Annotated in this window: 25 protein-coding genes; 17 read left to right on the top strand and 8 right to left on the bottom strand. The window is 61.4% G+C overall.

Translation table 11 applies throughout. The annotated features are described in order from the left end of the window. From QM600_RS12710 to pyrE, 5 genes are all read left to right on the top strand, one after another. The coding region (locus QM600_RS12710; protein ID WP_283261816.1) for an AAA family ATPase at positions 1–650 on the top strand (650 nt) is incomplete at its 5' end. A gap of 155 nt (positions 651–805) precedes the next feature. Next, positions 806–1,645, top strand: a complete 840-nt coding sequence (locus tag QM600_RS12715; RefSeq protein WP_283261817.1) for a DUF5666 domain-containing protein — start codon at positions 806–808, stop codon at positions 1,643–1,645. Positions 1,646–1,742: 97 nt separating this feature from the next. Then, entirely contained in the window at positions 1,743–2,615 is an 873-nt protein-coding gene (locus QM600_RS12720; RefSeq protein WP_283261911.1) for a TtfA family protein, read from the top strand. Positions 2,616–2,665: 50 nt separating this feature from the next. Continuing rightward, on the top strand, positions 2,666–3,466 hold the full coding sequence (locus tag QM600_RS12725; RefSeq protein WP_283261818.1) for an SDR family NAD(P)-dependent oxidoreductase: 801 nt from the start codon (positions 2,666–2,668) through the stop codon (positions 3,464–3,466). A gap of 54 nt (positions 3,467–3,520) precedes the next feature. Then, positions 3,521–4,054: an orotate phosphoribosyltransferase gene (gene pyrE / locus QM600_RS12730; protein ID WP_283261819.1), complete on the top strand. Its 534-nt coding sequence runs from the start codon at positions 3,521–3,523 to the stop codon at positions 4,052–4,054. A 41-nt stretch (positions 4,055–4,095) separates the two neighbouring features. Here pyrE and QM600_RS12735 read toward each other — a convergent pair whose 3' ends face one another. Continuing rightward, a complete protein-coding gene (locus QM600_RS12735) occupies positions 4,096–4,539 on the bottom strand; it encodes a MarR family winged helix-turn-helix transcriptional regulator (protein WP_283261820.1) in 444 nt (147 codons plus the stop codon). Between the two features lie 114 nt (positions 4,540–4,653). Between QM600_RS12735 and QM600_RS12740 the strand changes: the two genes are divergently transcribed. The 6 genes from QM600_RS12740 to QM600_RS12765 all read left to right on the top strand — a co-directional run bounded on the left by QM600_RS12740 (position 4,654) and on the right by QM600_RS12765 (position 9,460). Continuing rightward, entirely contained in the window at positions 4,654–5,334 is a 681-nt protein-coding gene (locus tag QM600_RS12740; protein WP_283261912.1) for a lysophospholipid acyltransferase family protein, read from the top strand. Between the two features lie 87 nt (positions 5,335–5,421). After that, positions 5,422–6,132, top strand: coding sequence for a lysoplasmalogenase (locus QM600_RS12745; RefSeq protein WP_283261821.1), 711 nt, complete (start codon positions 5,422–5,424; stop codon positions 6,130–6,132). A 3-nt stretch (positions 6,133–6,135) separates the two neighbouring features. Next, positions 6,136–6,918, top strand: a complete 783-nt coding sequence (locus QM600_RS12750; protein WP_283261822.1) for an SDR family oxidoreductase — start codon at positions 6,136–6,138, stop codon at positions 6,916–6,918. A gap of 67 nt (positions 6,919–6,985) precedes the next feature. Further along, positions 6,986–7,591 (top strand): DUF6636 domain-containing protein, encoded by a 606-nt coding sequence (locus QM600_RS12755; protein WP_283261913.1) that lies wholly within the window; start codon positions 6,986–6,988, stop codon positions 7,589–7,591. Further along, positions 7,591–8,271: a TrmH family RNA methyltransferase gene (locus QM600_RS12760; protein ID WP_283261823.1), complete on the top strand. Its 681-nt coding sequence runs from the start codon at positions 7,591–7,593 to the stop codon at positions 8,269–8,271. Before QM600_RS12755 ends, QM600_RS12760 begins: the two co-directional genes overlap by 1 nt. Positions 8,272–8,335: 64 nt before the next feature. Beyond that, complete coding sequence (locus QM600_RS12765) at positions 8,336–9,460, top strand: glycoside hydrolase family 76 protein (RefSeq protein WP_283261824.1); 1,125 nt, start codon at positions 8,336–8,338, stop codon at positions 9,458–9,460. 2 nt (positions 9,461–9,462) lie between these two features. On the opposite strand, the gene QM600_RS12770 is transcribed toward QM600_RS12765, so the two are convergent. Together QM600_RS12770 and QM600_RS12775 are read right to left on the bottom strand one after the other, a co-directional pair. After that, complete coding sequence (locus QM600_RS12770; protein WP_283261825.1) at positions 9,463–10,125, bottom strand: DedA family protein; 663 nt, start codon at positions 10,123–10,125, stop codon at positions 9,463–9,465. Positions 10,126–10,156: 31 nt separating this feature from the next. Then, the gene (locus QM600_RS12775) at positions 10,157–10,912 is read right to left on the bottom strand and encodes a VTT domain-containing protein (RefSeq protein WP_283261826.1); all 756 of its coding nucleotides are present in this window, start codon (positions 10,910–10,912) and stop codon (positions 10,157–10,159) included. A 231-nt stretch (positions 10,913–11,143) separates the two neighbouring features. Here QM600_RS12775 and fbaA point away from each other — a divergent pair, with 231 nt between their 5' ends. Beyond that, on the top strand, positions 11,144–12,181 hold the full coding sequence (gene fbaA / locus QM600_RS12780; RefSeq protein ID WP_283261827.1) for a class II fructose-bisphosphate aldolase: 1,038 nt from the start codon (positions 11,144–11,146) through the stop codon (positions 12,179–12,181). An 80-nt stretch (positions 12,182–12,261) separates the two neighbouring features. Here fbaA and QM600_RS12785 read toward each other — a convergent pair whose 3' ends face one another. Next, positions 12,262–12,990 carry an Rv0361 family membrane protein gene (locus QM600_RS12785; protein ID WP_283261828.1) on the bottom strand — a complete coding sequence of 243 codons (729 nt, stop codon included), beginning with the start codon at positions 12,988–12,990 and terminating at the stop codon, positions 12,262–12,264. Between the two features lie 174 nt (positions 12,991–13,164). Here QM600_RS12785 and QM600_RS12790 point away from each other — a divergent pair, with 174 nt between their 5' ends. The 3 genes from QM600_RS12790 (at position 13,165) to QM600_RS12800 (ending at position 15,736) form a co-directional block, all read left to right on the top strand. Next, complete coding sequence (locus QM600_RS12790) at positions 13,165–13,581, top strand: DUF3151 domain-containing protein (protein ID WP_283261829.1); 417 nt, start codon at positions 13,165–13,167, stop codon at positions 13,579–13,581. 25 nt (positions 13,582–13,606) lie between these two features. After that, the gene (locus tag QM600_RS12795; RefSeq protein ID WP_283261914.1) at positions 13,607–14,713 is read left to right on the top strand and encodes an FUSC family protein; all 1,107 of its coding nucleotides are present in this window, start codon (positions 13,607–13,609) and stop codon (positions 14,711–14,713) included. A 93-nt stretch (positions 14,714–14,806) separates the two neighbouring features. Continuing rightward, on the top strand, positions 14,807–15,736 hold the full coding sequence (locus tag QM600_RS12800) for a cation diffusion facilitator family transporter (protein ID WP_283261830.1): 930 nt from the start codon (positions 14,807–14,809) through the stop codon (positions 15,734–15,736). On the opposite strand, the gene QM600_RS12805 is transcribed toward QM600_RS12800, so the two are convergent. Continuing rightward, complete coding sequence (locus QM600_RS12805; RefSeq protein ID WP_283261915.1) at positions 15,726–16,190, bottom strand: pyridoxamine 5'-phosphate oxidase family protein; 465 nt, start codon at positions 16,188–16,190, stop codon at positions 15,726–15,728. The genes QM600_RS12800 and QM600_RS12805 overlap by 11 nt on opposite strands. A 64-nt stretch (positions 16,191–16,254) precedes the next feature. Between QM600_RS12805 and QM600_RS12810 the strand changes: the two genes are divergently transcribed. Then, complete coding sequence (locus QM600_RS12810) at positions 16,255–17,202, top strand: helix-turn-helix transcriptional regulator (RefSeq protein ID WP_283261831.1); 948 nt, start codon at positions 16,255–16,257, stop codon at positions 17,200–17,202. Between the two features lie 3 nt (positions 17,203–17,205). Here QM600_RS12810 and QM600_RS12815 read toward each other — a convergent pair whose 3' ends face one another. The 3 genes from QM600_RS12815 to QM600_RS12825 all read right to left on the bottom strand — a co-directional run bounded on the left by QM600_RS12815 (position 17,206) and on the right by QM600_RS12825 (position 20,980). Beyond that, entirely contained in the window at positions 17,206–18,147 is a 942-nt protein-coding gene (locus tag QM600_RS12815; RefSeq protein WP_283261832.1) for a DUF808 domain-containing protein, read from the bottom strand. Between the two features lie 260 nt (positions 18,148–18,407). After that, positions 18,408–19,577: a thiolase family protein gene (locus QM600_RS12820; RefSeq protein ID WP_283261833.1), complete on the bottom strand. Its 1,170-nt coding sequence runs from the start codon at positions 19,575–19,577 to the stop codon at positions 18,408–18,410. Then, positions 19,574–20,980 (bottom strand): MFS transporter, encoded by a 1,407-nt coding sequence (locus tag QM600_RS12825; protein ID WP_283261834.1) that lies wholly within the window; start codon positions 20,978–20,980, stop codon positions 19,574–19,576. Before QM600_RS12825 ends, QM600_RS12820 begins: the two co-directional genes overlap by 4 nt. 57 nt (positions 20,981–21,037) lie before the next feature. On the opposite strand from QM600_RS12825, the gene QM600_RS12830 reads away from it, so the two are divergent. Further along, positions 21,038–21,529, top strand: coding sequence for a winged helix-turn-helix transcriptional regulator (locus tag QM600_RS12830; RefSeq protein WP_283261835.1), 492 nt, complete (start codon positions 21,038–21,040; stop codon positions 21,527–21,529). Positions 21,530–21,540 lie beyond the last annotated feature (11 nt).

Consider the following 21,540-nt stretch of genomic DNA (forward strand, 5'->3'; position numbering starts at 1 on the left):
GCATCGACATGAGCGAATACGGTGAGAAGCACTCGGTGGCCCGACTCGTCGGTGCCCCTCCGGGATACGTCGGTTACGAATCCGGCGGCCAGCTCACCGAAGCAGTCCGTCGGCGCCCGTACTCGGTGGTTCTCTTCGACGAGGTCGAGAAGGCTCACCCCGACGTCTTCGACGTACTGCTCGCAGTGCTCGACGAAGGACGGCTCACCGACGGTCAAGGCCGTACGGTGGACTTCCGCAACACCATCTTGATCCTGACCTCGAACCTGGGATCGGGTGGCAACAAGGAACAGGTCATGGACGCAGTACGACGCGCGTTCAAGCCCGAGTTCATCAACCGTCTCGACGACGTGGTCATCTTCGATGCCCTGTCCGAAGAGCAGTTGGAGCACATCGTCGACATCCAGCTCGAGCAGTTGCAGAAGCGTCTGGCGATGCGTCGACTCACCCTCGACGTCAACGGCGCGGCCCGGATGTGGCTCGCGGTACGCGGTTACGACCCGTTGTACGGCGCTCGGCCACTGCGCCGGTTGGTCCAACAGGCCATCGGCGACCAGCTCGCCAAGCTGCTCCTGGCCGGCAAGGTCCAGGACGGCGATACGGTGCACGTCGGTGTCAGTGAGGATGCAGATCAGTTGGTTCTGTCCTGATCATGTGAACGCGCCTGATCGGGTGAACTGAAATGCCCCGCCGATCCACTTCGGATCGGCGGGGCTTTCGCATTTTGTTCTACGCTGGATGGCTGAATGCTCGACCGGCGGATGTACGTCCGCACTCGCATGTCCGAACTGAAGGTGGGCTAGCCATGACTGATCAGAACGATCCGCGAAACCCTGGCGGCGACCCGAACCCGGATCAGCCGACCGAGCACTTCGAGATTCCGCGGCAGTATCAGGGGCAACAGCAATACCCCTACGGTGGGCCGGATCAGACCACGGAGAACCTGGGTCAGCAATACCCGCCGAACCAGCCGAATCCGACGCAGGCGTTTCCGGCCTACAACCCGCAGCTCGATCCGGGGGCGCCGCCACCAGGCGCGACGCAGGCTTACCCGCCGTACTCGGAGCAATATCCGGTGGCCGGTGGGAGAGCCGGCGGCGGGATTCCGCCCGAACAACCGTTCATCGACAACGGATCGCCGGACGGGGGAAAGCGTCGCAAATTCGGAACCTGGATTGCAGCCGGCGTCGTCGGAGTTCTTGTTGCCGTCATCGCGATCATCGGTCTGTCAGTCTTCGGCTCGTCGAATGATTCCGGAACTCAGACGGCATTTGTTCCGCCGACAACCAATGCACCGGCGCCCACAACGCCAAAACCCAAGACCACCACACCGGCGCCGTCGCCCACGACGACATCTCCCCTCGACAAGCTGCCCGGCGGACTCGGCGACGTGATCGGCAAAGCCGGCGGAGCCGTCGGCACAGTCGTCTCCAACGACGGCACCACCCTGGTCATCAACTCGATCGGTGGGTCTCAGACCACCGTCCTCACCACGCCGGAAACCACGTTGATCGCGTTCAACCGCTCGTCCGTCGCAGATCTGCAACCGGGGGACAACATCGTCGTCGACGGCACTCCGCTGGAGAACGGCACGATGACCGCCAAAACAATTCTCGACACCTCATTGCCGTCGTTCGGTAACTAGAGCTTGCCGACGTCGGCAAGGACACACCGGACACATTCGTCAGGGTGTCGCGGGAGGTTGTCGTCTTAAGTCGCTACTCTGAGCAGTGATGACTGGAATGTGGTTCGGACTCGCAGCAATAGCACTCGCCGGCGCGGGTGCGCTTCTGTACGTCGATCGAACGAGGCGCGATCAATCCGGCCGAGTACGTCAGATCTGGGCAAAAGCGCAGGGCTACACGTATACGGGCAGTGACGATCAGCTGGCAGGCGAGTGGCATCGCGCAGCGATGGCCAATCAGGATTATCTGACTGCGACCGACGTCGTGCGCGGCAATCGTCGCGGTGAGCAGTTCGTGCTCTTCGACCTCGAAGAAACCGCCACCATCGTGGCTGTTCGACGCGAGATCGGATCCGACGTCGATATCGATCTCCGTTTGAAGTCGACGGCTCCGCCCAAGGACGGCGACCTCAATCTGCTGGGCGCAATCGGACCGCGTGTTGTATTTGCCACGGACCTCGAGATCGCCCGCCGAGTCTGTGACCAGCGGATGGTCGCGTTCACCGAATCAGTACCCCCGGCTTTGAGCATGCTGTGGAGTGAGGGTCGTTGGACCCTGGGTTCATTGCCGGTATCGAGCAGCGGCCGCGATTGGGACGCCGCTATCGAAGCTGTTGCCCGGTTGTCCGGCATCCTGCACGTACTTCCTCCGGTCACCGATCCGAGCGAACTCGAAGTTGATCACGACCCGACGCGACCGCGCCCCCGCCCGGACGTTTCCGACGCACCGGTCGTCAGTGATTCCGATGCACCCGTAGCGCGCGACCTACCGTCAGCCGTTCGAGATGTGCCCCGTCGAGAGGCTCCGGAGTCGCAGCGTCGAGAGGCTCCGGAGTCGCAGCGTCGAAACGCACCGGCACCCGACCCCTCGAACACACCGAAACCAGGTTCCGGCCCACAACGTTCAGGAACCGTCCGACCCGTCGATTGAGACAGGGGTAAGCCGCACCTTTCGCGGCGTGACGCACTAGCGTGGCCGGTATGTCGTCATCGAACTCGGATCGCCCTGTGCGTCCTGTAGCCCTGATCACCGGTCCCACTTCAGGTCTCGGTGCAGGGTTCGCCAAAAAATATGCATCGCTCGGTTACGACCTGGTACTTGTCGCTCGCGACGAAGTGAGACTGCACGATCTTGCATCGGAACTGTCCACCATGTTCAGCACCGAATCCGAAATTCTTGTTGCCGACCTCGCGACGGAACCGGGGCGTGACGCGGTTGCCGATCGCTTGGCCAAGGGCGTCGAAGTTCTGGTCAACAACGCCGGGTTCGGTACGTCGGGAGAATTTTGGACCTCTGATCCGGCGCTCCTGCAATCTCAACTCGATGTCAATGTCACCGCCGTGATGCGTCTGACCCGCGCCGCATTGCCCAGCATGATCGCGTCCGCACACGGAACGATCCTCAACGTCGCGAGTGTGGCCGGATTGCTGCCCGGGACCAGTTCGGCGTACTCGGCAAGCAAGGCGTACGTGATTTCGTTCACCGAAGGGCTGGCCGGAAGATTGGCCGGAACGGGTGTTCAGGTCCAGGCTCTGTGCCCGGGTTTCATCCATACGGAGTTTCACGAGCGGGCCGGGCTGGAGATGTCTGCGATGCCGAAGGCGATGTGGTTGAGCGTCGATCAGGTGGTCGCGGCATCGATGAAAGACTTGGCAGACAACAAGGTCATCAGCATTCCCGGAATCCAGTACAAGGTGCTCACTACTGCTGGTCGTCTCATTCCCAAGGGGCTGGTTCGCAAGATGACCAAATTTGTCGCCCGAGGTCAGGGTCGCACGTAAATGTCGAGCCCGATGATTATTGCCACGGCGCCGCGGTCGGTAGGCTGAGCACTCATGAGCGATCGTGAAGATTTGGCTGCGCTGGTGCGTGAATTGGCTGTTGTACATGGAAAGGTGACGTTGTCTTCGGGCAAGGAAGCCGACTATTACGTCGACCTTCGTCGTGCGACGCTTCACCACAAGGCCGGACCGTTGATCGGTTCGTTGCTGCGTGACCTGGTTGCGGATTGGGATTTTGACGCAGTCGGCGGTTTGACGATGGGCGCAGACCCCGTCGCGATGGCCATCATGCATGCGCCCGGGCGTCCGATCGACGCGTTTGTCGTTCGTAAGGCTGCCAAGGCGCACGGAATGCAACGTCAGATCGAGGGCCCCGATGTGGTCGGCAAGCGCGTTCTTGTTGTCGAGGACACCACGACGACAGGTAACTCTCCGCTGACGGCAGTCAAGGCTCTTCGCGACGCCGGCGCCATCGTGGTCGGTGTGGCAACCGTAGTGGACCGAGCGACCGGCGCAGACGCCGTCATCGGAGCCGAAGGCGTCGAGTACCGCTCACTGCTGGGCTTGGAAGACCTGAATTTGGACTAGCGCCTGTGCGCCTTTTTGGTAGCGCCCGCTACCAAAAAGGCTCACAGGGCGGAACGCCCATGGATCATGGATCGTAGCTCGGCGAGTCCTTGTGTCAGCCGCTCGATCTGCTCGGGTTCGAGGTGGCTGAAGTGTGGGACTAGAGCATCGGCGATTGCGTTTCGCCCGTCCGCGAGAGTCTTCTGCCCGACGTCGGTCATTGCGACTCGGACTGCTCGGGCATCGTCAGGGTCGGAGCTGCGTTCGACGAGTCCGCGTTCGCTGAGGGTGCGTAGGACAGCGGTCGCCGACGGTTGTGATGAATGGTCGAGACGGGCGAAGTCGCTGATACGCATTTCCCCGTGTTCTTCGAGCAGTGCCAGCGCGCGGAGCCACGTTCGGGGATAGCGCTCTGAGGCAAGTGAAGTCGCCATTTTTGTGAAGCGGTGAGTGTTGCTTACCAGCTCGACCAGTAGGTCGCGTCGTCGCTGTTCTTGATCTGGCACGCCCGTATCATTGCATAGGGTAATGAGTGTGTAAAACTTCGCGTCGGTGACGCAGAGTGCACAGTGTCTAGTATCGGTGAGGTAGATGCTGTGCAACTGGACGGGGATGTCGGCGTGCTCTATCGGCTATTCAAATATGTATTGATCGGCCCGGTTCTCTGGGTGTTCGGGCGGCCGACAATAGAAGGCCGCGACAACATTCCGAAACATGGCCCGGTGATTCTCGCGGGCAACCATCGAGCCGTCGTGGACTCGTTTTTTCTTGTGCTGAAGGTACGTCGGCGGATTACGTTTGTCGCCAAGAGCGAGTACTTCACGGGCAGCGGCATCAAGGGTGCGTTGCAACGGTGGTTCTTCGGTGGCGCGGGTCAGGTTCCGATCGATCGCACGGGGGCCGACGCGTCGCGTGCTGCGCTGGACACCGCGATTGGAATCCTCGATACCGGTGGGGTGTGGGGGATCTATCCCGAGGGGACACGGTCGCCGGACGGACGCTTGCACAAGGGTAAGACGGGCGTCATACGTGTTGCGTTGGAAACCGGAGTCCCGGTCATTCCCGTTGTCGTTCACGGTGGTGACGCCGTGAATCCGCCGGGGACCCGGATGTGGCGATTCAGCAGGGTTCGAATCGTTGTGGGGCAACCTATCGATTTCTCGCGGTATCGCGAACTACGCGCCAATCAGGCCGTGGTGCGCGCCGCGACAGACGAACTGATGGCGACTTTGTGCGACCTCTCCGGTCAGGACTACGTCGACGAATACGGCGCGGACGTCAAATCCCGCGATGCTGCCTGAATTACCCAGTACGGTCGACTCGGACGTGGTACCACCTCCGTCTCCGACGGTATTTCACTCAGGTGCCGCAAAGCGAGGAGGACTGGCATGGCAGGTAAATGGGGCATCGAGCACGCAGTTTTTGTGGCAGCGACGGCGGCAACCGTAGCGGGAGCAGTGCTCGGCAATGAGCGTGTTCAGCAGATCGCCAAGCCGCTGATCGCACCGTCGCTCGCAGCGCGGGTGTTGCGCAAGCGATCCGAGACGGACACCGCGGACACCGCTCTGCTTCTGGTCGGCCTTGCTGCGGCAACCATCGGCGATGTGTTCATGATCGACCCCGACAACGACGGTCGATTGGTGAAGGGCGCATCGTCGTTCGCGGTGATGCAGGCGAGCTATTCGGCGCTGTTGTTGCGACGGGGCGCGCGGCCGACGAAGGCGGCGCTCAAACCGCGAGTCAGTGGATGGTCCACAGCTTCTGGACTGCTGCGCGCGAAGGCGCCGTCGGTGTCGACGCCGTTGACCGGATACGGGTTGATGTTGGGTACCACCTCGACACTGTCGGCAGATCCCGGGTTGTCGCCGCAATCGAAGTCAGTGCTCGACGTGGTGGTGCCGAACGGCGACCGACGGTCATGGCTCGGTCTGGGTGGCGTGCTGTTCACCGCTTCCGACGGACTGATTGTTGTGCGACGCTTGTTTATTCGCGGCAATGCGGGCCGAGCAGCTGCCGAGGGCATCATTCTGGCGTCGTATGCGGCTGCGCAGTTGATGCTGGTCGAGGGCATGCTCGCGCTCGGGCGCAAGAAGGTCTGACGGATGGCCGAGCGGAGTGTCCTCATTACCGGCGCGGCAGCGGGAATCGGACGGGAGAGCGCGTTGTTGTTCGCGCGCAACGGGTATCGCGTGGGTGCATACGACATCGACGAGGTCGGCCTGGAGACGTTGGCTGCCGAGATCGGAGGATTCGGTGGCACTGTCGTGACCGGCGCGCTGGATGTGACCGACTCGGATCAGTGGGCGAAACAGTTGGCCGATTTCACCGGTGCATCGGGTCGTCTCGACATCCTGGTCAACAACGCGGGCGTTCTGTCTTCGGGACGGTTCGAGGACATTTCCCTTGCCGCGCATCGGAGAATGGTGGACATCAATGTCACCGGAACCCTCAACGGCACGTATTCGGCGTTTCCGTATCTGAGAGACACCGAGGGCGCTCAGGTGGTGAATCTGTGCTCGGCGTCGGCCATCTACGGACAACCGGAACTGGCAACCTACGGCGCCACCAAGTTTGCAATCAGAGGGCTCACCGAGGCGCTCGACCTCGAATGGGCCGAGCATGATATTCGGGTAATTGCATTGTGGCCCTTGTTTGTTCAAACGGCGATGGTCACCGGAATGGATACCGGTGCCACTCGTTCGCTCGGGATCAAGCTCACCGCAAGCGATGTCGCTGCGGAACTCTGGGATGCCACCCGCGGCGTCGGGCGTATCCCCAAGGTTCACTATCCCGTGGGCACTCAGGCCAAACTGTTTCTTGCGGTGTCCCGATTCTCGCCGGCCTGGCTGTCGAGATTGACCAACAAGCGTGTGACCAGCACGTAGTAGGTCTCGCGATATAGTTCATGTTCGATCCGTCGGTCGAGAAAAGACGTGCGTGGAGGTTGTTCGAGTGGTTCGTGGTCGCTGGGGATTGCTGTGTGTCGGCGTGGGTTCGGTGCTGGTGCTGACCGGGTGCGGCGGAGAGGCGGAATCGGAACCGACTGTGGCGGCGCTGCCCAGTTCGACAGTTCCGGCGGCCGCCTCGACGACCACGACGGTTCCGATTGCCACGACAACAACCACCACGACGGTGCCCGTCACCACCACCACCGTGGCCCCGACGACAACGCTCACCGACGTGCATTTCGAGCGTAACGAGTCGTACTACTTCACCAGTCCGGACGGAAATTTCCAGTGCGGCATCATCAAACTGCCCACGCGCACCGAGGCGGGGTGTGAGGGAACGACCACTCCGATTCCGTCGCGCCCAGAAAATTGTATGGTCAACTGGGGCAATGGAATTCGCGTCGAAAATGAGGGTGAGGGCGCATTCATGTGCTCGGGTGGCCAGCTGTACACATCTGGTGGACCCGACACCGATCCGGTGCTTCCGGCCGGAACGCCACTGGCTAAGCTGGGCTTCACATGTACTACCACGGCGACGGATGTCTCGTGTGTCAATGAGCAGACAACCCACGGTTTCACCGTGGCTGCCGATTCCAACGAGGTGTTCTGATGTCCGACGTGAGCGTTGATCCGGCCGACGAGGTCGGCCCGACAGAATGGGGCGAGAACCCCAACGGCGTCGGACCGTGGGCCGTGTTTCACGGAACAGAACTCCCGGCGGACGAGCGCTACGACCGGGAACTCCTGGCCGAGGGCGACCGGCGAAATGTGTTGGACGAGTATCGGTATTGGACACGCGAAGCGATAGTTGCCGACATCGATTCCCGGCGTCATCCCATGCATGTCGCGATCGAAAACTTTGCGCACGACGCCAACATCGGCACCGTGGTGCGCACTGCCAACGCCTTTGCCGCGGCAGCAGTACACATCGTGGGTCGACGTCGGTGGAACCGTCGTGGAGCGATGGTTACCGACCGGTACCAGCACATCGTGCACCATGCCGATATCGGTGAACTCGTCGAATACGCGCGTGAGAATTCGCTCACGATCGTTGCCGTCGACAACACACCCGGATCCGTTCCACTCGAAACGGCAAGCCTTCCGAAAGACTGCATCCTGTTGTTCGGGCAGGAAGGCCCCGGAGTTACGGAACTCGCGAAAGAGGTTGCGTCCATGACGGTATCGATCGCGCAGTTCGGCTCGACGCGCAGCATTAACGCTGGCGTGGCAGCGGGTATTGCAATGCATGCCTGGGTGCGCGAGCATGCGGATCTGCGCGACTCTCGTTGACCTGAGCATCGCCACAGCAGTTACCGGCTAGCGCACGCGGCTCCGACAGACCAGGATGTGTCCTATGCAGGAAGTGTGGGCGGAGCGCGCAGACGCGGCCGAAGGGGCAATAGTCAGTCGGCATCTGCGGCGGTTGTGGGGGATGCCCAGAACAGCATTGGGTGTCGTCGCCTGGCCTGCTGTGCGGCGTGAGCGCATGTTCCGGCCGTGGCATTACTGGTGGCAGGCACACTTGCTCGACACTGCCGTCGATGCACTCGAACGCGACCCGACGCCCCGGCGTCGGCGCCGCGTTGCAAAGGTTGCGCGCGGCGTCCGCGTCCGGAATGTCAGCGCGTGGACCAACAACTACTACGACGACATGGCGTGGCTCGGCTTGTCGCTCGAACGCGCTCAACGACTCTTCTCGGTCGACCACCGCACCGCTGTCCAGGCACTCGAATCTCAACTCTTCGATTCCTGGGCGCCGGAGGACGGCGGCGGGATTCCGTGGTGCAAGGGTTCCGATTTCTACAACACACCCGCCAACGGCCCGGCCGGAATCATGCTCGCTCGCACGGGAAAGCTGTGGCGAGCACAGGCAACTGCCGATTGGATCGACGAAACTCTGCGTGATCCCGAGTCCGGTCTGATCTTCGACGGTATCCGCCGCGACGGCACCCTCGAGCGTGCTGTCTACTCGTACTGCCAAGGCGTGACCCTCGGCCTCGAAACCGAATTGTCGACGAGGCTGGGTGAGCCGCGGCATCGGGAGCGTGTTCATGCGCTGGTCGACGCCGTGTACGACGGTATGACCGATCACGGCGTGATCACCGGTGGCGGTGGCGGTGACGGGGGCCTGTTCAACGCGATCCTGACGCGCTATCTGGCCTTCGTCGTAGTCAACCTGTCGTGGGAAACCAACGAGGATATTCGGGCGAAGGAGATCGCGGCGCAGATCGTTCTGGCGTCGGCGGAAGCAGCGTGGAAGAACCGCCTGCAGATCGAGGGATTGCCGCTGTTCGGTCACGACTGGACCGCGGATGCGACCTTGCCCAGCCTCTCCGGTTCGCTGGCCACATTTGCCGGCGGCACCGTTCGCTCGTCGAGCGTCCCCGAGCGGGATCTATCGGTTCAGGTGGGCGGTTGGATGCTGATGGAGGCGGCCTACGTCGTCTCGGCAGCAGGATATCCGCGCAAGCGTTCCTGACATCAGTCGAGAACTTCCTCGACCTCCACGTCCTCGGCGGGACGTGCCATCTCCTTGCGGTACTGCCAGATTCCGAGACCGGTGCCGACCACCAGGCTGATGGTCATCACGATCAAGACAGCAGGAAAGAGCCACGGCACTCGTTCGAGAAATGAGCCGCCGTAGAACCCGATGAGCAGTAGCACCGGTGCCCAGATGATTGCGCCGATGGTGCTCGCGATCGTGTAGCGAGTGTGGTTCATCTTCGCTGCGCCCGCGACCATCGGGCATAGTGTGCGCACCCACGGGATCCAGCGGGCGACGAGGACAGCCCAGAACCCGTGCCTCTCCAAGAGGATGTTGACGCGGTGCAAGTTCTTCTCGGTGAAGTACTTGCCGCCCTTGCGGGCTTTGATGTGGTTACCGGTGCGGTGGCCGATGGCGTACCCGACCTGGTTGCCGGCGATCGCAGCGATCATCGCACCCACCGCCAGAGCCCACACGTGACCCGCACCGGATTCGTGGCCGGCCAGCACGATTCCTGCAGTGATCAGCAGGGAATCGCCGGGAAGGAACAAACCCAGGATGATTGCACATTCGACGAAGACGAATGTGATGACGATGATCCAGACCAGCAGGGGACCGGCAGTTTCGAGTGCCGAGAAACTGCCGGTCGCGGTCGTCATGGTGGTCAGTTTCTCGCCTCTGTTCTGGTGATCAGAGCTTGGGTTCCTCGGTCACAGGCACGGAATTGTCCGTAATCGAAGTATCCGCCGTTCCGCCGCGTCGTGAGGCCAGAAGGCGCTTGCCGATTTCGAAGGCGATCGGCAGGACGGATACCAGGACGATGCCGATGAAGATGTAATCGACGTTGTCGCGGATGAACTGGATTTGCCCCAGAAGGTAGCCGAGCAACGTGACGCCTGCACCCCAGAGAATGCCGCCGACGATGTTGTACGTGAGGAAGAGCGAGTACTTCATCTTCGAGGCACCGGCAACAACAGGCGCGAAGGTGCGGACGATCGGCACGAAACGGGCCAAGATGATGGTGATCGGGCCGTGCTTTTCGAAGAACGCATGCGATTCGTCGATGTACTTCTTCTTGAAGAACTTGGAGTCATTGCTCTTGAACAGAGCAGTTCCGCCCTTGCTGCCGATGAAGAAGCCCACCTGATCGCCCAGGATCGCGGCAATCGGAATAGTCACCAACAACACCCACAACGGGGCGAACGGCTCGATCTCGGTCGACTTCGAGGCCGCGATCAACCCTGCCGTGAAGAGCAGTGAATCGCCGGGCAGGAGAGGGAACAGCAGGCCGGATTCGATGAACACCACCAGAAGCAGTCCCACCAAGACCCACGTCCCGAAAGAATTCAAGAGGTTCACGGGATCGAGGAAGCCAGGCAGCAAGGCCAGGTTCGTCACGGATTCAGTTGCTGCCTGCACATTCACGGAGGCCAGAGTACCGGCCATAACTGAGTGTTTCCCACCAACGCAGGTCACCGCGTCGTCGACGCATGTGGATGCAGTGTCGTCGACGCATGTGGATGCAGTGTCGTCGACGCATGTGGATGCAGTGTTGTCAGTGCGCGCTGAGACCGCGAGGAGACGCGGCGATCAGGACTTGCCATACTGCTAAGACCACACGAAGCGCTTTCACATCACCGAGCGCTCCGAACGACACGTAAATGGAGGACTCCCGCCGTGCCTATCGCAACTCCCGAGGTCTATGCCGAGATGCTTGGTCGGGCCAAGGAGCATTCCTTTGCCTTTCCCGCCATCAACTGTGTCGGCTCCGAATCCATCAACGCAGCTATCAAGGGCTTCGCCGACGCCGGCAGTGACGGCATCATCCAGTTCTCGACCGGTGGCGCCGAGTTCGGTTCCGGCCTGGGTGTCAAGGATATGGTCACCGGTGCGGTGGCACTCGCCGAGTTCGCTCACGTGATCGCTGCCAAGTACGACATCACCGTCGCGCTGCACACCGATCACTGCCCGAAGGACAAGCTCGACACCTTTGTCCGGCCTCTGCTCGCGATCTCGCAGGAGCGCGTGAACAACGGTCAGAACCCGTTGTTCCAGTCGCACATGTGGGATGGCTCTGCTGTGCCGATCGACGAGAACCTGGTCATCGCCAAGGAACTGCTCGCACTGTCGAAGGCTGCGCGCATCATCCTCGAGGTCGAGATCGGTGTTGTCGGCGGCGAAGAAGACGGCGTCGAAGCCGAAATCAACGACAAGCTCTACACCAGTGCTGAGGATTTCGAGAAGACTGTCGACGCACTGGGCGTCGGCGAGCAGGGCAAGTATCTTCTTGCTGCCACCTTCGGCAATGTCCACGGCGTTTACAAGCCGGGCAACGTCACGCTGAAGCCGGCCGTCCTCGCCGAGGGCCAGCGTATTGCGGAAAACAAGCTCGGTCTGGCCGACGGATCGAACCCGTTCGACTTCGTCTTCCACGGCGGTTCGGGTTCTTCGGTCGAAGACATCGAAGAGTCGCTGCGGTACGGCGTCATCAAGATGAACGTCGACACCGACACTCAGTACGCATTCTCGCGTCCGATCGCCGGTCACTTCTTCACGAACTACGACGGCGTCCTCAAGGTCGACGGCGAGGTCGGAAACAAGAAGGCCTACGACCCGCGTAGCTACCTCAAGAAGGCCGAAGCAGGCATGACTGCTCGTGTCATCGAGGCGTGCAACGATCTGAAGTCGGCCGGCCGTTCGGTGTCCGGAAGCTAAACGCTCAATCGCTCAATCGACAGTGCGCTTGCAGAGTCTGAAGGACTCCGCAAGCGCACTGTTTCGTTTTCTCGGGTTCTTTACCCGGTGGTCTGGCTCGGGTCGCAGACCTTCCAGGTTCCGTCAGCGCGCTCGAGGTCGAACGTTCGCCAGGACTGTTCGCCGGTCGACGGAATGCTGGCCTGTACCTGCGCGATCGCCGTGTTGTCGGTAATTCGGACGGCGTCGACGGCACTGACCTGAGGAATCGACTTCTGGGCGACCGCGTTCAGATGGACCTGCGCAAATGCGTCGTCCGGAATGGTGCGGTAGTAGTCGGCGAGGGATCCACAGGTCGCGGTGCGCAGAGTCGCCAGATCGCCGGCGTTGAGTGCGTCGACGTACGTGCTGATAGCGGTTTGGACCTGCGCTTGCGGTGAACTGCCGCCGGCGTTATCGCCAGACGAGACATAGATCGCCACACCGACCGCAGCGACGATGGCAACAACGGCCGTTGCGGCAGCGATGTACCAGGCCTTCCCGCTGCGCTTGGTCGGCTCGGGTGTGGTCGGTCCCACCATGGTCGGTTCAATTCTGGCCGGTTCGATCCTGGTGGGACCGGGCTGCGCCGGCGGGATTGAGGCAGCGGCTCCCACTCGTTGAGGCTTGGCGCGCTCAGGTTTGGCGAGAGGGGGCTTGCCGAGCGGGGGAGCAACTTTGGGGATGACGACTGTTGCCGGTTCTGTCGGGATCGAGTTCTTGCCCTGCTCGATCTTGTTCGAGTTGTCGTCTTTCGGGTCCGGCACCGGGAATCCTTCAGTCTGGGGCATGGGCGTCAGCCAGCGTAGCGAGGCGTTGTTGCAGCCAGCGTAGCGAGGCGCTGTAGCGGTCGGGGTAGCGAGGCGCTGTAGCGGTCGGGGTAGCGACTGACGTATTTCGGTCGTAACGGCGACCACGGGTGAGGCGGCCGGGTGTTGGAGGATCGAAGCGGGCACAATAACCTCATGACCCAATTCGGTGACCTGCTCGGACCTAAGCCCACTTTGCTTCCCGGTGACGACGACGCGGAATCGGCACTGCTCAATCACGCTGTTCCCGCTCAGGTAGCAGCCGATCACCCCACCGCGTCCATCGCGTGGGCGTACCTCGCGGAGGCTGCTTTCGACAAGGGCGAGACCATCACGGCCTACGCCTATGCCCGTACCGGCTACCATCGCGGGCTCGATCAGCTTCGTCGCAACGGCTGGAAGGGCTTCGGACCCGTGCCGTACAGCCATGAGCCCAACCGCGGTTTCCTTCGTTGTGTAGCGGTTCTGGCCAAGTCAGCCAAGGCCATCGGCGAGGCAGACGAGTACGCACGCTGCCTTGATCTGCTCGAAGATTGCGATCCCAACGCCGCCGAAGCGCTTGGCGTCGGTTAGCAGTTTCCGTCCGAGCGCGTCCAGCATCAATGAACGCGTTCGTAAGTCGGTTCGACGATTGAAGACGTCGGCGCAACCGATTCTTCAATGCGCACTGGCTGCCGGGTTGGCGTGGTGGGTTGCCACCACGCTGATCGGGCACCATTCGCCCTTTTTTGCGCCTATTGCCGCAGTGGTGTCACTCGGGTTGTCTTTGGGCGCCCGGTTGCGTCGCTCGCTCGAGTTGGTTGCGGGTGTCACCCTCGGTATCGGTATCGGCGATCTAATCATCTCCGGTATCGGTAGCGGGCCTTGGCAGATCAGCTTGGTGGTCGTGCTGGCGATGTCGGTGGCTGTCCTGTTGAACAGCGGCCCGATCTTCGCGATGCAGGCCGGAAACTCCGCAGTGCTGGTGGCAACGTTGATACCGCCTGGTGGAAGTGGCGGAATCGACCGCATGATTGATGCATTGGTCGGCGGTTTGGTGGGTATCGCGGTAGTCGCGATCATCCCGACGCATCCGGTGCGTCGGGCGCGCAAGGACGCCGGCGCAATTCTTGCGACGGCCTCGGACGTGCTGGAGTTGGTTGCCGACGGACTGATCGCCAACGATCCGGAGCCGATCGTGAAGGCGCTCCGCAAAGCGCGCGCGACCCAGGCTGCCATCGACGGTATGCGCACCAATCTTCTAGGTGGGCAAGAGATCAGTCGGATCTCGCCGCTGTACTGGAACAGTCGGCCGCGGCTCGAACGTTTGATGGCCACCGCCGATCCTATCGACAATGCGATGCGAAACATCCGGGTTCTCTCGCGTCGATCCCTGACTTTGGTGCGTGACGACGAAATTCTTGATCCACGGTTGGTGACTCAGGTGGAACGGTTGGGAAAGGCCGTCGACGTCCTTAAAGAAATGATCCTGGCGGAGCCGGGGGAGCAGCCGGACCAGGCTGAAGCGGCGCGAGTGCTGCGGTCGGTGGCCAAGGAGCTGAAGCCGTCGATCGTGGAGAACGCCGGAATTTCGTCGACTGTCGTGTTTGCTCAGATCAGGTCGCTCGTGGTCGATTTGCTGCAGGTGGCAGGCATGAAGAGGATCTCGGCGATCGCGACGTTGCCGCCTACGGTCCCGAAACCCGCGTACGAACCGGAACACTGAACTGACGGACCTTCATCCTGGCGCGCACTGAACCGATTGTATATATGCGAATGTATGCATATGATCGGGTGAACTCAGGAGGTAAGCGGCATCATGGCTTCAGGGCACGGTCATTCACATGGTCATTCGGCAGCGGATTCGGTTGGGGTAGGTCCCTCGCCGAAGCGCATCAGGAAGATGGTGATCGCTCTCGCGATTCTCGTTGCCTTCCTTGTTCTCGAAGCGACTGTCGGCTTCCTCATCGGATCACTCGCCCTGCTTGCCGACGCCGGCCATATGCTTACCGATGTCGTCGGCATGGCTATGGGATTGACCGCTCTCCTGCTGGCCAAAAAGGGGAGCACTACTGCTGCAAGGACTTTCGGTTGGCATCGCGCCGAGGTCTTGACCGCGATGGCCAATGCGGCCATGCTCTTGGCCGTTGCCGCCTGGGTGATGTACGAGGCGATCGGCCGGATCGGCGACGAACCCGAAATTCCTGGTGGCGCGCTCATCATCACTGCCGCAGCGGGTCTCGTCGCAAACATCGTAGTGATGCTCATGCTGCGAGGCGATTCCAAGGACAGCCTCGCGGTGCGCGGCGCCTACCTCGAAGTGCTTGCCGACGCGGTCGGTAGCGTCGGCGTCCTTATCGCGGGTGGTGTTGTCCTCCTGTTCAATTGGACATGGGCGGACGTCGTCGTCGGTGTGCTCATTTCCCTGTGGGTAGTGCCGCGTGCACTCAAGTTGGCGGCCGCGTCGTTGCGCATTCTGACCCAAGCGTCTCCGGCCGACGTCGACGTCGAGGCTGTCCAGTCGGATCTTGCCGCACTGCCCAACGTGGTAGGTGTGCACGACCTTCACATTTGGACCCTGACCACCGGAATGGATGTTGCGACAGTGCATCTGACCAGTGACGCAGATTCTTCGCGCGTTCTCGAATCAGCACGAACTGTTCTCGAAAGTCATGGGCTCTCGCACGCGACGGTGCAGGTCGAAACGTCCGCCAACGGGGAGCACTGCGAGAAGAACGTCACTTGGTGAAGCGGATTATCTCCTTGCCCGGCTTCCAAAGATCGACATGCATGTGTTCGCCGTCAACGGTTGTGTGAACTACCTCGTTGATGTCGAGAACAAAGAGGTGCAAGGGTTTTGGCACCTCATATGAATAGCTCGCCAGTATCGCGTCCAGTTCTTCGTCGAAGACCTCTCGCGCCGATCCCGCGATTTTTGCGTCGCCGCCCTCCATCGTGTGATGCCCCGGATTGCTGTGCAGCGCGTACCGTCCGTCGCGCTGCAGGTCCTTGGCTTTGAGGGCTCCGACCATTGAGCCGAGCACCATAAGCCCGTTCAACAGCTCTACCTCGGTTCCGCTGACCCGCGGTGATCCGTCCTTGCGTAGCGTCGCGAGGACGTGATGCTTGTGGGCCTTCAATCGCGTTTCGACAGCTTCGGCGAGGGTGGGTGCTTCTTCGGAGAACTGCTTCCAGGTAACCATGACGGTCATTCTGCACCCGTAACCCTGACAACTTCTGTCAGTGATACTGGATAGAGTTTCCGATGTGCGTTCCGGACGGCTCCTCCAACTGATGCTCCGACTACAAGGCAGCCGCGGCGCCACCGCCCAGCAGCTGGCCGATGAGTTCGGAGTTTCCAGGCGCACCGTCTATCGCGATGTGGCCTCGCTGTCCGGTGCGGGCGTGCCGATCTGGACTGAAAGCGGCCCGGGTGGCGGCATCAGGTTGCTCGACGGTTGGCAGTCCAAGCTTTCGGGCATGACCGACGACGAGACGTCGGCGCTGATGCTCCTGGGAGTGCCGTCCATCGCCGCTGATCTGGGCCGAACGGACTTTGCCGAATCTGCGGCCGCCAAGCTGCTGAACACGATGCCCGCGCCGCTTCGGGAGGGCGCACAGTTGTGGCAGGACCGCATTCTGGTGGACGTACCCGGATGGTTCGGTAGCAGCGATGACGTTTCCGGATTGCCGGTTATTGCGTCGGCTGTATTGGATTCTCGGAGAATGCAGTTCGTGTACCGCGACCGCGAACGTACCGTCGATCCACTCGGGCTGGTGATCAAAGCCGGGGTCTGGTACCTCGTGGCGAACTTGAATGATCGAACTCTGTCGTTTCGAGTGGGCCGTATCAAAGATCCGATGGTACTGGAAGATTCGTTCACCAGGCCCGAAGGATTCGAGTTGTCGAGGTGGTGGGCGTCGTCGATGGCGGAGTTCGATCGATCGCTGCTGCGATTCGGCTGCCGGGTGCGATTGTCAGCAGAGGGCTGGCGCAGACTCCCCGACGTCGTGGGCGTCGAAGCTGCTCGAGTCGAGCCTGGCCAGGCTGATGGCGACGGTTGGGTGGGTGTCGATCTGAGGTTGGAGAGTTTCGACGTCGCACTCTCACAGTTGATCGGTCTGGGCGCGGATGTCGAAGTGCTCGAACCCTTGTCCTTGCGCGGCGCCATGCACGCAGTGGCGGAGCAGATGGTGCTCCGCCACAGGCGATAGGTGTCAGACGGTGGCTGATCGCTTCGCCAGCAGGCGGGTGATACCCAACTGCCCAGCGACGATCACGACGCCTACCACCAAACCCAGCGCGGCGGACGCGAGAGTGTTGACGATCCACGCCAGTACCCCACCGACGCCGGCGACGTCCTTGACAGCTTCTTCACCGTGGTGAACGGCGTCGTAGAGGGGGTGGAAGCCCAATTCGTCGATGCCGACCAGAAGGATGTGGCCACCCACCCACAACATTGCGGCTGTGCCGACTACGGAGAGCACCGACATCACGTGCGGCATACCGCGAACGAGTCCGGTACCGACCTTCTGGGTGAAGCCTGACGAAGACTCGGCGATCCGCAAACCGATGTCGTCCATCTTCACGATCAGTCCGACGACGCCGTAGACGATGACGGTGATGACCACAGCCACGACGGCAAGAATTATCAGTCGATTCCAGAAACTCTGGTCGGCGACGGTGTTGAGTGCGATCACCATGATCTCGGCCGACAGAATCAGATCGGTACGCACGGCGCCGGAAACAACTTCCTCTTCGTCGCGAGGATTCTCGTCAGCAGTGTCGTGGTGGTCACCGTGGCCGAAAATTGCGCCCCAGATTTTGTGCACTGCTTCGTAGCTGAGGTAACAGCCACCCACCATCAGCAGAGGAGTCAACAGTCCCGGGAGGAACTGGCTGAGCAGTAGTGCGATCGGCAGAATGATCAGCAGCTTGTTGCGCAACGATCCGACGGCGATGCGCTTGATGATGGGCAGTTCACGTTCGGCCGCCAGCCCACGGACGTACTGAGGCGTTACCGCGGCGTCGTCGATGACCACGCCGGCTGCCTTGGCCGTTGCCTTGCCTGTCGCGGCGGCAATATCGTCGATCGACGCCGCGGCCATCCGAGCCAGCGCTGCGACGTCGTCGAACAATGCGAATAGTCCGCCGGCCATCACAGACCTCCGGTGGAATCAGTAGAAAGGTATGGCCGGACGGATCCGGTAACACAGTTGCGTGATCGCACGAAGTCTCTATTCCATGAACGTCGAAGGTGGTGGTAGCCGCCTAGAACGATACCGGCGCGTCGGCATCCGCAATAGCGGTGACCCGATGTCGTCGGCCACGGAATCTCGAACGCCCTGCTCAGCCCGTGGTGTGTGGCCGAGGCCTTTCAACATGTCGCAGTTTCAACCTTGACCTTCCCACCTGCGCATCAGCTCAGGCGTTCGAGGATCGTCGCGTTGGCCAGCCCGCCCGCCTCGCACATAGTTTGGAGTCCGTACCGCGCGCCTCGCTGTTCCATGGCGTTGACCAGTGTTGTCATGATGCGGGTTCCACTGGCGCCCAACGGGTGACCGAGTGCGATGGCTCCGCCGTGAACGTTGACTTTGGACAGGTCGGCACCCGTATCCGCTGCCCAGGAAAGGACTACGGGAGCGAAGGCCTCGTTGACCTCGAACAGATCGATATCCGAGATATCCAATCCTGCTCGCGCGAGGACCTTTCGCGTAGCAGGGATGACGGCGGTGAGCATGTACAGCGGATCGTCGCCGACGACGGCAAAGGTATGCAGACGCGCTTTCGGGGTCAAGCCAAGTTTGGCAGCGATCTCGCTGGTGGTGATCATGACCGCGGAGCTTCCGTCGGAGAGTGGGCTGCTGTTTCCTGCGGTGATAGACCAGTCGATTTGTGGGAATCGCTTTGCGTAGTAGTCAGATTGGAAGGCAGGCTTCAGCCGGGCCAGAGCTTCTACCGTGGTCCCAGGGCGGATTGCTTCGTCGAACGAGAGTCCCGACAGTGGCGCGAGTTCCTTGGCGAAATGGCCGTTTTCGGTTGCGAGCGAGGCTTTTCGGTGGCTGGACGAGGAGAACTCGTCGAGCTGAGTACGGCTCAGACCCCACTTGGCAGCGATGAGTTCGGCACTGATGCCCTGCGGGACCAAACCGTCGGGATAACGTTCCTCGAAACCCACGCCCATCGATTCGCGTCCGATACTACTGGAGCCCATGGGAACTCGGCTCATCGACTCGACGCCCGCAGCGACGATGATGTCGTAGGCTCCAGCGATCACACCTTGAGCGGCAAAATGTACGGCTTGTTGGCTGCTTCCGCATTGCCGGTCGACGGTCGTTCCCGGTACGGACTCGGGATAACCGGCAGCGAGTAATGCTGTGCGAGTGATATTTTGGCTCTGTTCTCCAACTTGACTGACGGCGCCGCCGATGACGTCGTCGATCAGTGCGGGGTCGATGCCGGTGCGCACGACCACTGCTTCGAGACTGTGGGCCAGCAGGTCGATGGCGTTTATGCCGTGTAACGCGCCGGTGGCCTTACCCTTGCCGATCGGAGAGCGAACGGCCTCGACGATTACTGCGTCTCTCATGACAGATTCCTTTCAGGGACGACGGATACGACAGGAACAGAATTGGCGGCGGGGGTCATTCCGAGCGATGCGACTGCGGAGACGAGGGCTATCGCGAAGATGACCCACCAAGCCTGACGGAAGGTCTCGTAATCGACTGCGGCACCGAGAACTGCGATCAATACGCTGACTCCGAGCACGGTTCCGATCTGACGGCTCATGCTGATAACCGCGCTACCGGTAGCCGATCGGGCAGCCGGTAGGTCAGCGGTAGCCTGCGACAGGATGGTGGGTAGTGCCAGGCCGACGCCGATGCCGGCGATGATCCATCCGGGAAGAAGCTCGATGGCATAGTTCGGAGTTGTTCCGACAGAGAGTAATACGAGTAGCGTGCCAGCAGCCCAGAACGCGCTGCCGAGCGCAGCGACACGGCCGGCCGAGTACTTCTGAGTCAGTGCACCACCCGCAATGGCGAACATCGGGACCATCATCGGCCCGGGCGCAACCGCGAGGCCGGTTCGCAGAGCTGAGTATCCCCAGACCTCTTGCAACCACAGGATGTTCGAGAGCAGTCCGGCCGCGAATGTGGCGCTGAACAGAATGGCGGTGATATTGGACCAGGTGAACGAGCGGACCTTCAGCAGGTCTGGAGCGATCAGGGGTGCAGAGTGACGGGAGTTGCTCCACCAGAACGCAATCAGGGTGACTACGGCGAGAGCGAAGGCGACAGTGACGCGCGGATCTGTCCATCCCCAGTCAGGTCCTTGAACGAGGGCCAGAGCGAGAGCGCCGATGCCGAAGGTGAGCAATGCGGCACCGACCAGGTCGATGCCGGCATTCGGGTCCTTTTCTGCCGCGTCAGGAACCAGTCGAACAGCGAAGTAGAGCAAGACAATTCCGATAGGGAGGTTGATCAGGAACACCCAATGCCACGATGCCTCGACGAGGATGCCGCCGACAACAGGGCCGAATGCTGCTGCCGCAGCACCGGCTGCAGCCCAGATGCGAACACCGGATTGACGTTTCGCTGCCGGGAGTGCGCTGATTAGGAGTCCGAGACTGGCTGGCGTCAGGGCTGCGGCACCGATTGCCTGCACGATTCGAAATGCCACGAGCATCCAGAGCGAAGGGCTGAACGCGCAGGCGGCACTGGCCAACGTGAACAGTGCGAGACCGGCGATGAAGGCGCGTTTGGGGCCGACGCGATCGGCCCAGCGTCCGAGGGGGATCAGCAGTGCTGCGTACACAATGGCGTAGCCATTGAGGATCCAACTGAATTCGCCGAGCGAATGGCCCGGAAAGCTCTTGGAGATATCGCCGAAAGCCACGTTGACCACAAAAAGGTCCAGGCTGGCGACAAACGGTGCGCCCGACAATATCGCGAGAAGTGGGCCCGTCCGCACAGGCTGGCTATTGAGTTCCATAGTCAGCAATCTAAACCCTGGCTATGGCTATGGCAAGTCAGGGCGTATTCTGGGTATATGGACGCAGTGCGACTGGCCGGAGTGCTCGAAGATCGGGATGCGTGGCAGGCCACGCACTGTTCGATCGGTAGGGCGATGGAAGTGGTCGGCACTCGATCTGCGATGCTCATCCTTCGTGAGGCTTATTACGGCACAACCCGTTTCGATGATTTTGCAGCGCGTGTCGGCATTACCGAGGCGGTGGCGTCGGCGCGATTGAAAGAACTGACCGAGGCCGGCATCTTCGAGCGTCAGCCTTACAAGGAGCCGGGACAGCGGACTCGGCACGAGTATGTGCTGACCGAGATGGGACTGGACCTACTGCCGGCGGTTCTCGCGCTCATGCAGTGGGGTGACAAGTATCTGCACGACGGAAGGGGTGGACCGCTGGCGGTGGCAGATAATGCCACGGGCGAGCCGGTGCACGTCGAGGTGCGAAGCGAATCGGGCCGCGAAGTTCCGTTGGGGGAGTTGCGAGTGTCGGTGAACGGCGCACGTTCGCGCGCCTAGTGGTGTATCTC

Origin of the sequence: Rhodococcus sp. IEGM 1379, from assembly GCF_030056815.1 — a bacterium.
Classification (GTDB): Bacteria; Actinomycetota; Actinomycetes; order Mycobacteriales; family Mycobacteriaceae; genus Rhodococcus_F.